Annotated in this window: 17 protein-coding genes; 3 read left to right on the forward strand and 14 right to left on the reverse strand. The window is 70.9% G+C overall.

Features of this window, described 5'->3' with window-relative positions:
- Positions 1–22: 22 nt before the first annotated feature.
- From KU893_RS00320 to KU893_RS00385, 14 genes are all read right to left on the reverse strand, one after another.
- On the reverse strand, positions 23–583 hold the full coding sequence (locus tag KU893_RS00320) for a carboxymuconolactone decarboxylase family protein (RefSeq protein ID WP_218232311.1): 561 nt from the start codon (positions 581–583) through the stop codon (positions 23–25).
- Positions 580–1,461, reverse strand: coding sequence for an SDR family oxidoreductase (locus KU893_RS00325; protein ID WP_218232312.1), 882 nt, complete (start codon positions 1,459–1,461; stop codon positions 580–582). Before KU893_RS00325 ends, KU893_RS00320 begins: the two co-directional genes overlap by 4 nt.
- Positions 1,436–2,128 (reverse strand): TetR/AcrR family transcriptional regulator, encoded by a 693-nt coding sequence (locus tag KU893_RS00330; RefSeq protein ID WP_218232313.1) that lies wholly within the window; start codon positions 2,126–2,128, stop codon positions 1,436–1,438. The genes KU893_RS00325 and KU893_RS00330 overlap by 26 nt, the downstream gene beginning before the upstream one ends.
- A gap of 41 nt (positions 2,129–2,169) precedes the next feature.
- Positions 2,170–3,432, reverse strand: a complete 1,263-nt coding sequence (locus KU893_RS00335; RefSeq protein WP_257440712.1) for a phospholipase D-like domain-containing protein — start codon at positions 3,430–3,432, stop codon at positions 2,170–2,172.
- Positions 3,433–3,463: 31 nt separating this feature from the next.
- Positions 3,464–4,027 carry a hypothetical protein gene (locus KU893_RS00340; RefSeq protein ID WP_218232314.1) on the reverse strand — a complete coding sequence of 188 codons (564 nt, stop codon included), beginning with the start codon at positions 4,025–4,027 and terminating at the stop codon, positions 3,464–3,466.
- Complete coding sequence (locus KU893_RS00345) at positions 4,024–5,112, reverse strand: MCE family protein (protein WP_218232315.1); 1,089 nt, start codon at positions 5,110–5,112, stop codon at positions 4,024–4,026. The genes KU893_RS00340 and KU893_RS00345 overlap by 4 nt, the downstream gene beginning before the upstream one ends.
- A 3-nt stretch (positions 5,113–5,115) precedes the next feature.
- Positions 5,116–6,375 (reverse strand): MCE family protein, encoded by a 1,260-nt coding sequence (locus KU893_RS00350; RefSeq protein ID WP_218232316.1) that lies wholly within the window; start codon positions 6,373–6,375, stop codon positions 5,116–5,118.
- A gap of 16 nt (positions 6,376–6,391) precedes the next feature.
- Positions 6,392–7,447, reverse strand: coding sequence for an MCE family protein (locus tag KU893_RS00355; RefSeq protein WP_218232317.1), 1,056 nt, complete (start codon positions 7,445–7,447; stop codon positions 6,392–6,394).
- Positions 7,444–8,418, reverse strand: coding sequence for an MCE family protein (locus tag KU893_RS00360; RefSeq protein ID WP_218232318.1), 975 nt, complete (start codon positions 8,416–8,418; stop codon positions 7,444–7,446). The genes KU893_RS00355 and KU893_RS00360 overlap by 4 nt, the downstream gene beginning before the upstream one ends.
- A gap of 5 nt (positions 8,419–8,423) precedes the next feature.
- The gene (locus tag KU893_RS00365) at positions 8,424–9,440 is read right to left on the reverse strand and encodes an MCE family protein (RefSeq protein ID WP_218232319.1); all 1,017 of its coding nucleotides are present in this window, start codon (positions 9,438–9,440) and stop codon (positions 8,424–8,426) included.
- Positions 9,437–10,495, reverse strand: coding sequence for an MCE family protein (locus tag KU893_RS00370; RefSeq protein ID WP_218232320.1), 1,059 nt, complete (start codon positions 10,493–10,495; stop codon positions 9,437–9,439). Before KU893_RS00370 ends, KU893_RS00365 begins: the two co-directional genes overlap by 4 nt.
- Before the next feature lie 9 nt (positions 10,496–10,504).
- Positions 10,505–11,374: an MlaE family ABC transporter permease gene (locus tag KU893_RS00375; protein WP_246591392.1), complete on the reverse strand. Its 870-nt coding sequence runs from the start codon at positions 11,372–11,374 to the stop codon at positions 10,505–10,507.
- The gene (locus KU893_RS00380) at positions 11,374–12,198 is read right to left on the reverse strand and encodes an MlaE family ABC transporter permease (RefSeq protein ID WP_218232321.1); all 825 of its coding nucleotides are present in this window, start codon (positions 12,196–12,198) and stop codon (positions 11,374–11,376) included. The genes KU893_RS00375 and KU893_RS00380 overlap by 1 nt, the downstream gene beginning before the upstream one ends.
- Positions 12,199–12,298: 100 nt before the next feature.
- Entirely contained in the window at positions 12,299–13,255 is a 957-nt protein-coding gene (locus tag KU893_RS00385) for a DNA-3-methyladenine glycosylase family protein (protein ID WP_218232322.1), read from the reverse strand.
- A 150-nt stretch (positions 13,256–13,405) separates the two neighbouring features.
- Between KU893_RS00385 and KU893_RS00390 the strand changes: the two genes are divergently transcribed.
- Genes KU893_RS00390 through KU893_RS00400 form a run of 3 tightly spaced genes read left to right on the forward strand, consistent with a single transcriptional unit; the run spans position 13,406 to position 15,852 of the window.
- Positions 13,406–14,011, forward strand: a complete 606-nt coding sequence (locus KU893_RS00390) for a TetR/AcrR family transcriptional regulator (protein WP_218232323.1) — start codon at positions 13,406–13,408, stop codon at positions 14,009–14,011.
- 4 nt (positions 14,012–14,015) lie between these two features.
- Entirely contained in the window at positions 14,016–15,527 is a 1,512-nt protein-coding gene (locus KU893_RS00395) for an ATP-dependent DNA ligase (RefSeq protein WP_218232324.1), read from the forward strand.
- A gap of 22 nt (positions 15,528–15,549) precedes the next feature.
- The gene (locus tag KU893_RS00400; RefSeq protein ID WP_218232325.1) at positions 15,550–15,852 is read left to right on the forward strand and encodes a hypothetical protein; all 303 of its coding nucleotides are present in this window, start codon (positions 15,550–15,552) and stop codon (positions 15,850–15,852) included.
- Positions 15,853–16,071: the final 219 nt, after the last annotated feature.

The raw sequence follows: 16,071 nt of genomic DNA on the forward strand, positions 1-16,071 counted from the left end.
AAATGCGCGCTGTAACACTTAGTTACAAGGAGCGGCGCGCCCGGTCGGGCTGGACCCGCAGCGTGTGCAGGGCGGTGGCGAGCATCGCGTAGTGGCCCACGAGCATCACGATCTCGATCCGCTCGCGGTCCTCGAACCGCTCCCCCAGCGCGGCCCACAGAGGGTCGGAGAGGTCCTCGTCGGCGAGCAGCTCGTCGGTGGCGCGCAGCAGCAGCCGCTCCCGGCCGGTGAACGTGCCGTCGGTCGCACCGGCCTCGATCGCTGCCACCTCCTCGCGCGAGAGCCCGGCCCGCCGGGCCAGTCGGCGGTGCTGCGCGAGCTCGTACGACGACCCGCGGCGCGCCGCGACCCGGACGATGACCAGCTCCGACTCTCGCCGGGACAGTCGGCCACCGGGCATCAGCCGACCGGCGAAGTGCAGCCAGCCCCAGAACAGCCGGCGGTGCCGCCCCAGGGTCAGGAAGACCGCCGGTGGCTCGGTGCCCTGCACGCGGCCGGCGACCCGGGCGAAGGCAGCCACGAGCGGGCCGACCTCGCGCCAGCCGCCCGGCGCGATCCGGGGCGTGCTCGGCGGCTCGCTCATGCGGGTCGCCGCGCCTGCTCGACGGCGGGGAGCACCCGGTTGGCGCCGTAGTTGAAGGCGCGCATCGCGACGGCGTACCCGGGAGGGAAGTAGCGCTGCAGCCAGTGGGCCAGCCGGACGTCGGGCGAGGTGTAGACCCAGTACCGGTTGCGCAGCGCTCCCCTCCAGATCGCGGCGGCGGCCTGCTCGGGTGGGACGGCGCGCTTCTGGAAGTGGCGGCGGGCGCGGACGAACGCCTTGCTGTGCTGGTCGATCCCGGCGATCCGGATGGTCTCGACCAGCCCCGTGTCGACGCCGCCGGGACAGACCAGGCTGACCCCGATCCGGTGCTTGCGCAGGTCGTAGCGCAGCACCTCGGAGACGCCGCGCAGGCCGAACTTGGTGGCACTGTAGGCGGCGTGCCACGGCATCGCGATGATGCCGGCGGCCGAGGAGACGTTGACCAGCTGGCCGCCGCGGCCGGCGTCGATCATCGGGGGCACGAACTCCTCGATGACGTGGATCGGGCCCATCAGGTTGACCTCGACCAGGCGCTGCCAGTGCTCGGGCTCGAGGCTGCGGACCGTGCCCCAGATCGCGATGCCGGCGACGTTGAGCACGACGTCCATCGCGCCCGCCCGCTCGGTCACCACAGCAGCGAGGCGGCGCACCTGCGCGTGGTCGGAGACGTCGGCGACCTCGGCGGAGCCGACCCGGCCACCGCGGGCCCGGATCGCGGCGGCGACCTCGGCCAGCCGCTCGGGCTGGACGTCGGTCAGGTGCAGCACGGCGCCCCGGTCGGCGGCCTGCTCGGCGACCGCGCGACCGATGCCGCTGGCGGCGCCGGTGACGAGCACCTGCTTGCCGGCGAGGTCACGGACGGGAGCACGCAACCACATGGTCTCCTCCTCGGCTCGGGAGTCGGCTCGGGAGTCGGCTCGGGAGTCGGCTCGGGAGTCGGCTCGGGAGTCGGCTCGGGAACAAGGACGCCGCGAGGGCAACGAGGGACGGGTGCAGGGCGGCGAGCGTCTCGGGCTCGTCGAGGGTGATCCGCGCCGTCGCCATCTGCACGATCGCGGCGAGCAGCGCCTCGCACGCGAAGCGCGCCTGCTCGTCGCGGGCGTCGAAGAGGTGGGCGAGCGTGTCGGCCGCCTCCCGCTGGACCTCGAGCCGGCGGCGCATCACCTCCGGCCCGGCGGCGTACACCTCGACGAGGAACAGGCGGGCCCGGTCCGGGTCCTCGGCGAGCGCAGCGAGGTAGCGACCGAGCAGTTCGGAGAAGCGCTCGAGCGGCGACCCGGCGGCTCCCAGACCCTCGGCGAAGCCGGCGCGCAGCGCGTCGGTCGCCCAGCCGTAGGCGGCGATGAAGCAGTCCTGCTTGGACCCGAACTGCTGGTAGAAGGTCTCCCGCGAGACACCGGCCCGCTTGATGATCTCGGCGACCGGCGTGGCGACGTACCCGCGCTCGGCCATCGCCTCCGCCAGGGCGTGGAACATCCGCTCCCGCTGGTCGGCCGCGACGACGGCACGGCTCAGCCCGTGCCGGCCCCGCGGCAGTGTCGCCATGCCCCGGACGCTTTCACGAACATGGCTGTTCGTCAATCGCCTCAGAGCAGCGGTCGCAGCGGGGCGAGCACCGCCTCGGTGAACTTGCGGTGCATGTCCCGGGCCTCCCACTCGCCGCTGGTGAGCTCCAGGCAGTGGGACTGGTCGACCTCGAAGATCGCCTCGAGCTCGCGGGCGAAGCCCTCGTCGATGATCTCGATGTTGATCTCGAAGTTCCCCGTGAGGCTGAGCCGGTCGATGTTGGCGGTGCCGACGGTCGCCCAGGTCCCGTCGACGGTCGCCGTCTTCGCGTGCACCATCGCGTCGCGGTAGCGCAGGATCCGCACGCCCGCGTCGAGCAGCTGGGTGAAGTACCCGCGGGAGATCCAGTCGGCCACGATGTGGTTGGACTTGAGCGGCAGCAGCAGACGTACGTCGACCCCGCGCCGCGCCGCCGCCTTCACCGCGTCGATGAAGTCCTCGTCGGGCAGGAAGTAGGCCTGGGTCATCCACACGTTGCGGCTGGCCCGGTTGATCGCCTCGATGTACATCGCCCGGATCGGGAACATCCACAGCCGCGGCACGTTGCGCTGCAGCCGCACGCGGGGCTCCCAGGTCGACGCGGTCTCGAGCAGCAGGGGCCGCTCGGAGGAGCGCAGCCGGCGCCGCCGGTTGAGGTTCCAGAAGTCGGCGAAGGCCCGCTTGAGGTCCCACACGGCCGGGCCGGTGATCCGCACGTGGGTGTCGCGCCACTCCGACTCGTAGGCCGAGCCGATGTTGTAGCCGCCGACGAAGCCGACGTTGTCGTCGACGACGAGGATCTTGCGGTGGTCGCGCCCGTAGCGGCGCAGGTCGAAGAACCGCCAGCCGGCGGTGTAGACCGGGTAGCGCAGCACCTTCACGCTCGACGGGAACCGCTGGAAGGCCGGGGAGACCACCAGGTTCGCGAACCCGTCGTAGATGCAGTAGACGTCGACCCCGCGCTCCGCCGCGGCGATGAGCGCGCGCTTGAAGCGCTCCCCGGTCGCGTCGCCCTTCCAGATGTAGGTCTCGAAGAGGATCTGCCGCTGTGCGCCCTCGATGGCCGCGAGCATGTCGTCGTACAGGTCGCGGCCGAAGGTGTACGTCGTCACGTCCCCGTCGCCGACCGCCACGGTCCGCGGATCGGTGGTCGGGAACGGCTTGGGCCGCTTGCCCCGCCGCCGGTAGGAGTCGACGAGCGACATCGCGATGGCGACGACGAACGGCACCCCGACCAGGGTCAGCAGCACCCGCCGGAGCACGGTCCTGAGGCCGGCCAGCGAGTCTCCGTCGTCGTGCGCCACGCGCGTCAATCTAGCGACAGGCCGAGGCGGGCTACTGCGCGCCCTCTCCGGCGTTGGTGCCGCTGAGCAGGTCCAGCCGGTCGACCAGCCACTCACCCTTCACGAGCGTCATCGTCATGCTGACCCGCTGCTCCTCGATCTTGACGTCGGTGTTCGTGTCGTCCGTGATCGCCTGGTCGACGAACGCCAGCACCTCGACCTGGGTGTCGTCGACCACGCGGCCGGCCGCGTCGACGACCTGGCCCTTGGCCGTCACCTTGCCGTCGACGATCGCCTTCTGGAGGTCGCCGACGTTGGGGGCCAGCTTCTCCTTGAGCTCGGCGTTCGCGATCTGGTCGATCCAGGCGAAGTCGTGCTCGCCGTCCTGCCACGAGTACGACGTGATCTCGACCAGCACCTTCTTCGCCGCCTCGAGCGCCGCCTTCTCCGCGTCGTTGCGGGCGGTCAGCTCCTGGACCTCGGCCTGCGCGTCCTTCAGCGCCTTGTCGTCCGAGCTCGATCCGCAGCCACCGGCCAGCAGCCCGACCGCGAGCAGCGCGGCGCACAGCAGCGCCACCGGCCCGCGAGCGCGAGGGGTTCGGGTCGTCGCGTTCATCGCACCGGTCCCGGGGCGTGGGCGGCACCGCGCTGCAGGGTGGCGAAGGAGGCGGCGCAGCGGCCGTCCTTCTGCAGCGGGCGGCGTTCGGTCCGCTTCGGGTCCAGACGCGCGGTGCCGTAGCTGCAGCGCGGGTCCATGTCCGGGATGATCTCGATGCGCAGCTCGCCGTCACGCACCTTGGACAGCAGTGACTGCAGGCCGGGCGAGTAGTTCTGCAGCAGCGCACGCAGGTGGGGCTCGTAGGAACGGAACACGTCGGTGAAGCTCACCCCCGTCGACAAGAACCCGGGCAGGACCTGGTTGGCATCCTCGACCAGCTTGACCAGCTCGTCGACCTGGCCCGGTCCGCGCTCGAGGAGGTCGCGCAGCTCCGGGTCGTAGTTGCGCAGGAAGGTCGCGAACTGCTTGGCGGACGTCGCCAACCGACGCAGCGAGTCGGCGTTGTCGGTCGCGATCGACAAGACGCTCCCGGAGCTGCTGATGATCCGGTCGGTCTCGGGCCACACGGCGTCGAGGGTCTCCAGGATCGCGGTGCCCTGGTCGAGGATCTGGCCGAGGTCCTCCCCCGTGCCCTTCAGGCCGGTGCTGAGCTCGTCGAGGACGATGTGCAGCTCCTTGTCGTCGATCTGGCGCAGCACGTCGTTGACCGCGACGACCGTCGAGCTCAGGCTCTTCGGCAGGTCGGTGGACTCCGCCGGGATGACGTCGCCGCTGGCGAGGTAGGGCCCCTTGGCCTGCTTCGGCTGGAAGTCGAGGTACTGCTCGCCGACCGGCGAGAGGCTGCGCACCCGGGCCAGGGAGTCCTTGGGGATCTCGGTGCCCGTGGTGATCCGGATGGTGGCCTCGACGCCGTCGGCGGTCGGCACGATGGACCTGACCTTGCCGACCTTGATACCGCGGTAGGTGACCACGGAGCCCTCGAAGAGGCCGCCGGTCTGCGCGAGCTGGACCTTGACCTCGACCGGCCGCGAGGTCAGCGGCTGGTCGAGGACGGCGGCGAAGATGTACGCCGTCGTCACGACCAGGACAGCGATGATGCCGGCCAGGCTCAGGTAGAGCCGATTGCCCAGGATCTTCATCATGGCTCAGGCCCCCCGTCCGAACAGGCCGCCGAGGAGGCCGTTGAGTCCCAGCGGGTCGGGCGCGGTGGTCCCCGTCCCGTTGCTGCCGGTGCCGCCCGGGGCCGTCCCGCCCTTCGCGCCGGTCTTGACGCCGGTCTTGGCGCCGGTCTTGGCGCCGGTCTTGCTGCCGCCGAGGAGCGGCAGGTTCGGGAGCAGCTTGTCGAGCCCGACCAGCGCGAGCACGTCGCCCAGCAGGCCGTTGAGGGCGCCGTTGAGCAGACCGTCGACGTTGAGGTTGTCGAGGTGCAGCTCGAGGGCGATGTTGAGGTAGTCGGTGCCGATCACCGCGTCGGCCGAGCCGGACGCCTTGATCACGGCCTGCAGCGACTTCTCGAAGGTGCCGTTGTTGGCCGCGAACTCAGCCAGGACCGGCTCCAGCTCGCTCAGCATCGTCAGCAGCTGGGAGCGGGTCTTGGTGACCGTGTCGTTGGCCGCGCCACTGAACTTATCGACCTCGGCGAGCAAGGCGGTGAAGGCCGGGGTCTGCTCCCGCAGCACCTTCGCGGCCGGCCGGATGTCCTCGAGCGCCCGGTTGATGGTCTTCTTCCGCCCGTTGAGCGTGGTCGACAGCGAGTTCATCGAGGTGAGGACGCTGTCGAGGGCCTGGGTGGTCGAGTTGGCCTGGGTCAGGAACACCGACGCCTTGTCGAGCAGCGCCCGGTAGTCGGCCTCGTTGCCGTTGAGCGCGGTGTTGAGCTCCTCGGTCACGGTCTGCAGCTGGTCGAGGCCACCCCCGTTGATGAGCAGCGAGGCCTGGGCCAGCGCGTCCTCGACGGAGGGTGCCGTCGTGGTGCTCTCACGCGAGAGCACCGCCTTGTCGGCCAGCACGGTGCCGTCGACCGGGTTGGTGACGTCGACGAAGAGCTCGCCGAGGGGCGTGGTGTAGCGCAGCCGCGCCTGAGCGCCCTCGCGCACCTGCGCGTCCTTCTTGACCGTCAGCGTGGCGCGGGCCGTGAAGTCGTCGGCCTCGATGGACTTGACCTTGCCCATGTCGACCCCGTTGACCTTGACCGGCGCGCCCACCGCGAGGTTGAGCGCGTCGTCGAACTCGGCGCCGATCTCGATGGTGTCGCCCGAGACGCCGGTTCCGGGGATCGGCAGGTCGCGCATCGTCGTGCTGCAGGCGGACAGCACGCCCAGCACCAGCGCGAGCACGGCGACCAGGGCGGTCCGCACCGCGGTGGCCCGCGCGGTCGCCGTCGTCCTCGCGGCAGTCGGCTTCATCGCAGTCATCGCTCCCTCACGCTCCCGGCTGCGTGCCGTTGATGACGGTGCACAGCGGGCCGAGCAGGCCCTTGCACAGCTGCTGCAGGAGGCCGCCCAGCGGGTCCAGGATCAACGGGTCGATCCGGACCGGGAGCCGGTCGCCCTGGATCATCCGCAGGTTCTGCAGCGCGAGCGGCATCACCCGGAGGATCTCGGCGAGCTGGTCCTGCTTGGTGAGCAGTGTCTTCATCAGCGTGGTCGAGCCGTCCAGGCTGTCGACGATCGACTGGCGGTTGTCGACGGCGAACTCCGCGACCGTGGTGACGGCCTTGTCGAGCGAGCGCAGCGCCTGCTGGAAGTTGCCCCGCTCGTCGGCGAGCAGCTGGGACGCCTCCGACACCTGCTGGATGAAGGTGCGGGCGGTGTCCTCGTTGGCCGCGATCGTGGTGAGCAGCACGTCGAGTGACTTCAGCGTGGCGGCGACGTCCTCGCGGTGCGTGGCGATGCCGTCGACACCGTCGGCGAGCGCGTGGATCGTCTGGTTGAGCAGCGGGCCACGGCCCTGCAGGGCCTCGGTGCCGGCGTCGACGAACCGCTGCACGGCCTTCGTGGTCTCGGCGTTGCCACCGATGCCCGTGGCGAAGTCGTTGAGCGACTCCAGCACCTGGTCGAAGTCGACCGGGGTCTGGGTCTTGTCGAGCGCGATGGTCGCGTCGTCGGCCAGCCGCTGGTCGCCCTGGTGGAAGACCGGCGTGAGCTCGACGTACCGGTCGGTGGCGACCGAGCGGGCCACGACCACGGCGCCGGCGTCGGCCGGCACCGGCTGGTCGGAGTCGATCTCCATGGTGACGAGCACCTTGTCGCCGTCGGGCTCGATCGAGGTGATCGAGCCGATGGTGACGCCGAGGACGCCGACGTCGTTGCCGACGAACAGGCCTGCGGAGTCGGCGAAGTAGGCCTTCACGGTCATCGTGTCCGACCCACCGACGACGCCGCACCCGGTGGTGAGCAGGACAGCGAGGGCGGCGAACGCCGCGCCGGTGGCGCGGTCGCCGCGGCGGACCTGTCCTGTCTTCAGCGCCGCGGTCATCGCTGACACGTCCCTTCCAGCTTGCAGGTGGTGTCGTCGGCCGGGATCGCCGGGGGCTCGAGGTAGAGCGGGAGGAACGGGCCGCTGCCGGTCGCGTTGGCGACGTAGCGGACCGCGGGCGCCATGTTCTCCAGCAGGCGGGACAGCTGCTCGTCCTGGCTGTTGAGCGTGTCGAGGACCGATCTGACGTCCTTGAGCGCCGGCTCGAGCTTGCCGTCGGTCGACTTCACGATCGCGGTCAGCGCCTTGGACAGGTCGGTGGTCTCGACCAGGAGCCGGTGGATGGCCTCGCGGCGGGCGGTGATCTCGCCGACGACCAGGTTGGTCTGCTTCATCAGCCCGACGATGTCCTGGCTGCTGGCGGAGAGCTGGTCGGTGACCTTGCGGGTCGACGCGAGCAGGTCGCCCACCTGGTCGGAGCGCTTCGAGACGACCTCGGAGAGACGCGCGACCCCTTCGAGCGCCGGCCCGATCTCCTCCTGGCTCGCCCCCAGGGTGCCGGCCATTGCGGTGAGCGCCTTGGCGAGCAGCTCGGGGTCGAGCTCCTCGAGGGTGTCGGAGCCCTTCTCGATGACGTCTTGGAGGTTGTAGGGCACCGAGGTCCGGTCGAGCGGGATCTGGTTGCTCGCGAGGCTGCCGGTGCCGTTCGGGTCGACCTCGAGGTAGTGGGTGCCGAGCAGGGTGGCCACCTTGACCGTCGCCGTGGACCGGTCGCCCAGGGAGATGTCGGAGTCCAGAGCGAACCTCACCTCGACGTGGTCGTCCTGGATCTCGATCCCGGTGACCTTGCCGGAGATGACGCCGTGCACCTGGACGTCCTCGCCCTTGCGCAGTCCGGCGGTGTGCTCGAGCAGCGCGGTGTAGCTCTTCGTGCCGAAGTTGCTGACGCTGAGGACGATGACGGCCGCGGCCACCACGCCGATGACCACCAGCGTGACGATGCCGACGCGCAGCGGGTTGCGCTCGTTCATGGGCTTCATCGGCACGCCGCCGACCACGGGCCGTTGTTGCCCACCGGGTTGATGCCGCTGCCGTTGGGAGTGAGCGCCACCGAGAACGAGCACACGTAGACGTTGAGCGCGTTCTCGTACGACGTCGCACGACCGAGCGACTCGAAGACGGTCGTGAACGCGGGGATCGCCTCCACCAGGCTCTCGCGGGACCTCTCGAACATGTCCGCGACCGTGACCAGCCGGTCCGTCGTCCTCGTCAGGGGCACCTTGACCTCCTTGAGCAGCGAGCTGGTCGCGCCGACGAGCCGGCTGACGCCGTCGATCGACGCCCCGATGGACTTGCGGTCCTCGGCGAGACCGGTCATCAGCTTGCGCAGCTCGACGACCGTCTGGGAGAGCTGGTCGCCCTGGCCCGCGATGTTGTCGAGCACCGGCTTGAGGTTGGTCATCACCTCGCCGATCACGGTGTCGCGGTCGGCGAGGAAGCTGCTGAGCTGCCCGGTCTGGGCGAGCAGCTGCTCGACCGTCCCGCCCTCGCCCTGGAGGACCTTGACCAGGGACGTCGCCAGCTTGTTGACGTCACCCGGCTGGAGGACCTTGAACAGCGGCCGGAAGCCGTTGAGCAGGCCGGTCAGGTCGAAGCCCGGGTCGGTGCGGGAGACCGGCACCGTCGCGCCGTCCTCGAGGGCGGGGCCGCGCTGGGCCCCCTGGACCAGGGAGATGTACCGCTGGCCGAGCAGGTTCTGGTAGCGCATGACCAGCTTGGTGGTGTCGAGCAGCTCCTGGTCCTCGACCAGCTCCACCTTGATCTCGGCACCGGCGGCCGTGGCCCTGATGTCCTTGACCTGGCCGACCCGGACGCCGGCCGCCTTCACGTCGTCGCCGACGCGCAGGCCGCTGACGTCGGAGAACTCCGCCTTGAACTCGTGGGTGCCGCCGGAGACGCCGTTCTGCATGGTGTTGACCAGCAGGAGCAGCATCAGTCCGCTGACCACCGCGAAGGCGGCGAACTTGATCGCGATCGAGCGCAGCCCGGTCATCGGCGCTCCCCCCAGAGCCGCCCCACCCCGGCGGGGTCGGTGCTGCCCGTGCGGTACACGGGCTGCTGGCCGCTGGTGTAGTACGGCGGCGGCGAGAGCCGCAGGGTGCCGTCGGTCTGCACGAAACCGCCGCGCGCGGCCTGCGGCAGGTTCGTGCCGAGCAGGATGTTGGTCGCGAGGGCGTCGGTGATGCCGGCCTTGCGGTTGTCGTAGACCGCGTCGAGCAGCACCGCGGATCCGTTGATGAAGTCCACCAGGTCCTTCTCGTTCTCGGCCAGGAACGCCCGCGAGGTCTTCGCCAGGTTGGTGCCTCCGCTGATCAGGGCCGTGATCGCGGCCTCCTGGGTGACGATGGTGTGCAGCGTGACCAGGACGTCGTCGGTCGCGTCGAGGAGGTCGGGCGCGATCTCGTCGACCAGCTGGGTCGTCGACGCCAGCGCCTGCAGGTCGGCCCGCACCTGCGGCATCCGCGGGTTGATCCGGTCGAGATAGCCGTTGAGGGTGCGGACGGTCCGTCCGACCTGGCCACCACGTCCGTCGAGCGCCTCGGCCGCGGAGCCGATGGCGGAGGCGAGCTCGGCCGGGCCGAGCGCCTTGACCAGGCGGTCGATGTCGTCGAGCGCCTGCTGGAGCTCCAGGGTCGCCTGGGTGCCGTCGGCCGGGACCCTGGCACCGGCCTCGAGCTCGCCGGAGGGCTTGCCGTGCACGACGAGGTCGACGAAGGTCGTGCCGAACACGGTGGCCGGCAGGATCCGCGCCACGACGTTGCCCGGGACGACGTCCAGGTCCTTCTCCGACATCTCCATGTCGACGGTGACGCCGCCGGAGGCGGCGCGGCTGATCCGGGTGACCTTGCCGACGATGACGCCGTTCATCTTCACGTCGGAGCCGGCGCGCAGCGCGCCGCCGGCGTTGGCGACCTCGGCACTCACGTGCGGCCTGGTGCCGAACGTGCCGTTGCTGCGCAGGGTGATGAAGGCGCCGACGACGGCGAGCGCGACGATCGCGATCAGGCCGCGGCGGGCGAGCTGGTTGCGGGAGGTCTCTCGTGCCATGTCGTCACCTCACCCGGAGATCCGGAAGCCCGGGTCGCCGCCCCAGAACACCAGGGTGAGGACCATGTCGAGGAGGACGATCGAGACGATGCTGGCCCGGATGCCGGTGCCGGTCGCCTCGCCGACCGCCTGGGGACCGCCGCCGACCCGCATGCCGTACCAGCAGTGGATCAGGGCCACGGTGAGGGCGAAGATCAGGATCTTGACGATCGAGAAGACGATGTCCCGGCCCTGGATGAAGGTCGAGAAGTAGTGGTCGTACTGACCGGGTGACTGCCCGAACAGGACCACGACCGAGGCCTGGGAGGCGAGGTAGCTGCCGATCAGGCCGATCAGGTAGAGCGGCAGGATCGCGACCATGCAGGCGATCACGCGCGTGGTGCAGACGTAGCGCACCGCGCTGACCGCCATCACCTCGAGCGCGTCGATCTCCTCGTGGATCTTCATCGAGCCGATCTGCGCGGTGAAGCGGCAGCCGACCTGGGCGCCGAGCGCCAGCGCGGCGATCAGCGGGGCGAGCTCGCGGGTGTTGACGCTGGCGGAGATGAAGCCGGTCAGCGGCGCGAGGCCGACGATCTCGAGGCCGTTGAAGCCCTCGATGCCGATCGACGTGCCGGCGGCGACGGAGAGCAGGATCATCACACCGACCGTGCCGCCACCGACCAGGAGGGCGCCGCTCCCCCAGGCGATGTCCTTGATCTGGCGCAGCACCTCCTTGGGATAGAGGGCGATCGTCGCCGGGACCTCGCGGAAGACCTTGCCGGAGAAGCTCACGAAGGAGCCGAGCATCGCGAGCGTGCTCATCACCGAGTCGGCGATGCCGACGAGGGCGTCGGAGAACCGGGCGCCGATTCCGCGACCGAGCTGGACCTCGGCCATCAGGCACCTCCGGGGAAGAGCATCACGTAGGCCTGGGTCAGGCCCACGTTGATCACGGCCAGGATGATGACGCTGAGCACGACGGCCTGGTTGACGGCGTCGGCGACGGCCTTCGGGCCGCCGTGGGCGCTCAGACCCTTGTGGGCGCACACGATGATCGCGACGAAGCCGAACAGCAGGCCCTTGAACTCGGCGAGCACGAGGTCACCGGGCTGGGCGAGGCCGACGAACGAGTCGAGGTAGGTGCCCGAGGAGATCTGGCCGCCACCGACCACGATGACGAACGCGGTGGTCATGGCGGTCATCGCGACGACGATGGTCAGCAGGACCGAGACGAGCAGGGCCGCGAGGATGCGGGGAGCGACCAGGCGCTGGATGGGCGAGATGCCCATGACCTTGAGCGCGTCGATCTCCTCGCGCACGGTGCGCGCGCCGAGGTCGGCGCAGACCGCGGACCCGACCGCGCCCGCGATCATCAGCGAGGTCACGAGCGGCGCCCCCTGGCGGAGCACGCCGATGCCGTTGACCGCGCCGATGAACGACTGGGCGCCGATCTGGTTGGCCGCCGCGCCGATCTGCACGGACGTGATCACGCCGAACGGGATGGCGACCAGGATCGTCGGGAGCAGCGAGACCCGGGTCATGAACCAGCACTGGAGCAGGAACTCCGACCACGAGAACCTGCGGGCGACGATGTCGGAGAAGCCCCACTGGATGGACTCCACGGCGAGCTTGACGAGCTCTCCGGTGGTGATCACGCCGGCCCGGAACCTGCCGGTCATGTTGTCGAGGAGGGAGCGTCCCCCGGCCACCACGGTGCTCATCAGGCCATCCGCCTGTCGCGCATATCCACCCCTGCCTCTTCGCCGGTCGGACCGGCACCAGGCCGCCCCCCTGACTGCCTGTTGCTCGGTGTAACACTTATCACGCGAATTGGTCACGGCTCCCGAGATGATCACGGGGCGCCATGCGTGGACCGTGCCGGGGACGCCGCAGCCCGGCCGCCGCCACCAGGAAGGGGACCCGGCCGCGCTGGCCCCGCCAGGGCCGCAGGTAGCGGGCCAGCTCCGCGTCGTCGAACACCCGCCCCTCCAACGCCCAGCCCACGTCCTTGGCCACGTGGTAGTCGCCGAAGGACACCGCGTCGGGGTCCCCGAGCGCGCGCTGGCGCACCTCGGCCGCGGTCCACACCCCGATCCCGGGCAGCGCCCGCAGCCGCCGCTCCGCCTCCTCGCCCGGCAGGTCAGCGGTCCGCTCCAGGGCCTCGGCGTGCCGGGCGGCGGTCACCACGGCCCGGCTCCGGGCCGGGTCGATGTGGAACCGGAGCCACTCCCAGGAGGGAACCCGGCGCAGCGTCGCGGCGCCGGGCTGGACCATCAGCCCCAGCGCGGCACCCGGCCCGGGCGCGGCAGTGCCGTGGCGTCGTACCAGGGCCCGGAAGCCGGCGAAGGCCTCCTGACCGGTCACCTTCTGCTCGATGATCGCGGGCACCAGCGCCTCGAGGACCAGCCCGGTCCGGCCGAGCCGCAGGTGCGGGTGGTGGCGCCGGGCCTCCTCGAGCACCGGGTGGCGGGGCTCGAACCCGGTCCAGTCGTCGAGGTCGCCGAGCAGCGCGGGCAGCTGGGCGAGCGCCCAGCCGGCGCCCGGCCCCCAGGCCTGGGCGGCGATCGCTCCCTCGGCGTCCTGGTCGCGGACGGCGAGCGTCACCTCGCCCTCGGGCGTCCGGGAGGCCCGCCAGTGCCGACCCGCGAGGGCCAGCCGGTGGGTCGGGTCGCCGCCTCCGTGCCGCTGCTGCCGCAGCAGGGCGCCGACCGGAACGGGACGACCGGGGAGCCACACGCGCTCGGCGTCGGGGGCGACCGCTGCGTCCGGGGAGGTCACGGGAGCACTGTAAGGCCGCGCTCCGCCCGGGGCAGGCCGCGGGACGACGGCCGGCCGCTGCGCTCACGGGCGCAACGCACTAGGCTCTGTCACCCAACGACGAATCTCTTTCGTTCGTCGCCGACATCTTCCCAGGCTCCGGAGGGGCAGTTGAGCATCGACACGACCCGTCGTCGCCGGACCCGCCTCGACCAGGAGGCGGTGCTCCAGGCGGCGGAGGTGCTCGTCGACCGCGACGGGTACGACGCCCTCACCATGACCTCGCTCGCCGCCGAGCTCGAGGCCCGGGTGTCCTCGCTCTACAACCACGTCGCGAACCTCGAGGACCTGCGCGCCCTGATCCAGGTGCGCGCGATGCGCCTGCTCGGCGACCACGTCCGCGGCGCCGCGATGGGTCATGCCGGCGTCGGCGGGCTGCGGGCCCTGAGCCACGCGCTGCGCGCCTTCGCCCGCACCCACCCGCAGCGCTACGCCGCCCTCACCCGACCGCCGATCGACCGGGAGGCCTTCTACGCCGCCGCGCTCGACGCGATCGAGGCGCTGGCGATCATGGGCCGCTCCGCCGGGCTCTCCGACGAACGGCTGTTGCAGAACGCGATGGCGCTCTTCGCCTGCCTGCACGGCTTCGTGTCCCTGGAGGTCGCCGGCTACTTCGGCGACCTGTCCGGCACCAACGCCGATCTCGACCTCGACGAGGTCTACGAGCACGTGATCGACGGTGCGGTGACGGCCGCGTCGCTGGACGCCTCCCACTGAGCCGATGCTGCTCCGCGACCTGGTCGACGTCTCCCGTCAGGTCGCGGCGACGCGTTCGCGCAAGGAGAAGACCCGACTGATCAGCGAGCTGCTGCTCGCCGCCGAACCCGGGGAGCGGGCGCTCGTGGCCCACCTCCTCAGCGGCCGGCTGCGGCAGCGCCGTACCGGACTGGGCTGGCGCGGCCTCCAGTCACTGCCCGCCCCCGCTGCCGGCTCCGAGCTCGAGGTGGCCGAGGTCGACGCCGCCTTCGAGGCGATGTCCCTGCTGTCCGGACCGGGGTCCGCGGGCCTGCGCACGGCGGCGGTCGCCGACCTGTTCGGCCGCGCGAGCGCGCCCGAGCAGGCGTGGCTGCGCGCCGTCGCCGTCGGCGAGGTCCGCCAAGGCGCGCTCGAGGCGGTCGTCACCGAGGCCCTCGCCGCCGCGGCCGACGTGCCGCTGGCGGCCGTACGACGGGCGGCGATGCTGGCCGGCGGGGCGACGTACGTCGTCGACGACGCGTTCGCGGGAGCCGCCGCCCTCGAGGCGGTCGGCCTGACCGTGGGCCGTCCGGTGTTGCCGATGCTGGCCTCCTCGGCGCCCGACGTGGCCGCGGCGGTGGCGAAGGCGGGCTCCGGGGTCGTGGGCGTCGATGCGAAGCTCGACGGCATCCGGATCCAGGTGCACCGCTCCGGGGACGACGTGGTGGTCGCCACCCGCAGCCTCGACGACATCACCCACCGCCTGCCCGAGGTCGTGGCGATCGCCCGCTCCCTGCCGGCGTCGCAGGTCGTCCTCGACGGTGAGGCCCTGTGGCTGGCCGCCGACGGCCGGCCCCGTCCCTTCCAGGAGACCGCCTCGCGCACGGCGTCCTCGGCGCTCGCCGACTCGGTCGTGACGCCGTACTTCTTCGACGTGCTGCACCTCGACGGCACCGACCTCATCGACCGCCCCGCCCGCGAGCGCTGGCAGGTCCTCGACGAGCTCGTGCCGAGCGAGCACCGCGTGCAGCGGTGGATCGGCTCCGACGTCGAGGCGGCCGCCGCCTTCACCGCCGAGGTCCTGGCCTCGGGGCACGAGGGCGTCGTGGTGAAGTCGGTCGACGCCACCTACGACGCCGGGCGCCGCGGCTCGGCCTGGGTCAAGGTGAAGCCGGTGCACACCCTCGACCTCGTCGTCCTCGCCGTCGAGCACGGCTCCGGCCGTCGGCGCGGCTGGCTCTCCAACATCCACCTCGGCGCCCGCGACCCGTCCTCCCCCACCGGCTTCGTGATGCTCGGCAAGACGTTCAAGGGGATGACCGACGAGATGCTCGCCTGGCAGACCGAGCGGCTCAAAGGCCTCCAGGTTTCAGATGACGGATGGGTCGTAACAGTGCGCCCCGAACAGGTCGTGGAGATCGCAATTGACGGGGTTCAGCGGTCGAGCCGCTACCCGGGTGGCGTTGCGCTTCGGTTCGCCCGAGTCGTTCGGTATCGCGATGACAAGACGCCAGCAGAGGCAGACACGATCGACACGGTTCGCGCTCACCTCTGGTAATCGGCCGTGCAAAGGTAAGCGCATGTCGCCAGACGTCCTTCGAGTCGCAGATGTTCGCACGGCAGTGGCGCTTGCTCTTGATGCGTTCGAGTCCGAGCAGGGCAGTCACATTCGGATTGGCCACGATCACTACTGGCACCTCCCGGTCGGTACTGCATTCGACCTGTCCCGCGAGCCCTCGACGCTCACCGTCGGACAGGTCAGCGATGACCTCAACGAACTTCAAGAGATCAACGCCAGCGGGGACGCCGCCCCCTCGTGGCACGGACTTGCCCACGTCATTGGCTTGTTGCGACTGATGGAGATGGCAGCCCTGCCCGACTAGCGCGAACACCCTCGGCCCTCGGTGCCGCCTCGGCAAGACGTTCAAGGGGATGACCGACGAGATGTTCGCCTGGCAGAACGCCCGCTTCCGCGAGCTGGAGGTCGAGGACGACGGCTGGGTCGTCACCGTGCGCCCGAGCAGGTCGTCGAGATCGCCTTCGACAGCCTCCAGCGCTCGACGCGGTACCCGGGTGGGCTGGCCCTGCGGTTCGCGCGGGTG

It is taken from the genome of Nocardioides daeguensis (assembly GCF_019192965.1).
Classification (GTDB): domain Bacteria; phylum Actinomycetota; class Actinomycetes; order Propionibacteriales; family Nocardioidaceae; genus Nocardioides; species Nocardioides daeguensis.

Excerpts from the sequence above, each read along its gene's own strand:
- KU893_RS00380 (WP_218232321.1), bottom strand. The coding sequence starts at position 12,198 with ATGAGCACCGTGGTGGCCGGGGGACGCTCCCTCCTCGACAACATGACC.
- KU893_RS00320 (WP_218232311.1), bottom strand. The coding sequence starts at position 583 with ATGAGCGAGCCGCCGAGCACGCCCCGGATCGCGCCGGGCGGCTGGCGC.
- KU893_RS00375 (WP_246591392.1), bottom strand. The coding sequence starts at position 11,374 with ATGGCCGAGGTCCAGCTCGGTCGCGGAATCGGCGCCCGGTTCTCCGAC.
- KU893_RS00345 (WP_218232315.1), bottom strand. The coding sequence starts at position 5,112 with ATGATGAAGATCCTGGGCAATCGGCTCTACCTGAGCCTGGCCGGCATC.
- KU893_RS00355 (WP_218232317.1), bottom strand. The coding sequence starts at position 7,447 with ATGACCGCGGCGCTGAAGACAGGACAGGTCCGCCGCGGCGACCGCGCC.
- KU893_RS00340 (WP_218232314.1), bottom strand. The coding sequence starts at position 4,027 with ATGAACGCGACGACCCGAACCCCTCGCGCTCGCGGGCCGGTGGCGCTG.
- KU893_RS00330 (WP_218232313.1), bottom strand. The coding sequence starts at position 2,128 with ATGGCGACACTGCCGCGGGGCCGGCACGGGCTGAGCCGTGCCGTCGTC.
- KU893_RS00395 (WP_218232324.1), top strand. The coding sequence starts at position 14,016 with ATGCTGCTCCGCGACCTGGTCGACGTCTCCCGTCAGGTCGCGGCGACG.
- KU893_RS00325 (WP_218232312.1), bottom strand. The coding sequence starts at position 1,461 with ATGTGGTTGCGTGCTCCCGTCCGTGACCTCGCCGGCAAGCAGGTGCTC.
- KU893_RS00370 (WP_218232320.1), bottom strand. The coding sequence starts at position 10,495 with ATGGCACGAGAGACCTCCCGCAACCAGCTCGCCCGCCGCGGCCTGATC.
- KU893_RS00360 (WP_218232318.1), bottom strand. The coding sequence starts at position 8,418 with ATGAACGAGCGCAACCCGCTGCGCGTCGGCATCGTCACGCTGGTGGTC.
- KU893_RS00365 (WP_218232319.1), bottom strand. The coding sequence starts at position 9,440 with ATGACCGGGCTGCGCTCGATCGCGATCAAGTTCGCCGCCTTCGCGGTG.
- KU893_RS00400 (WP_218232325.1), top strand. The coding sequence starts at position 15,550 with ATGTCGCCAGACGTCCTTCGAGTCGCAGATGTTCGCACGGCAGTGGCG.
- KU893_RS00350 (WP_218232316.1), bottom strand. The coding sequence starts at position 6,375 with ATGAAGCCGACTGCCGCGAGGACGACGGCGACCGCGCGGGCCACCGCG.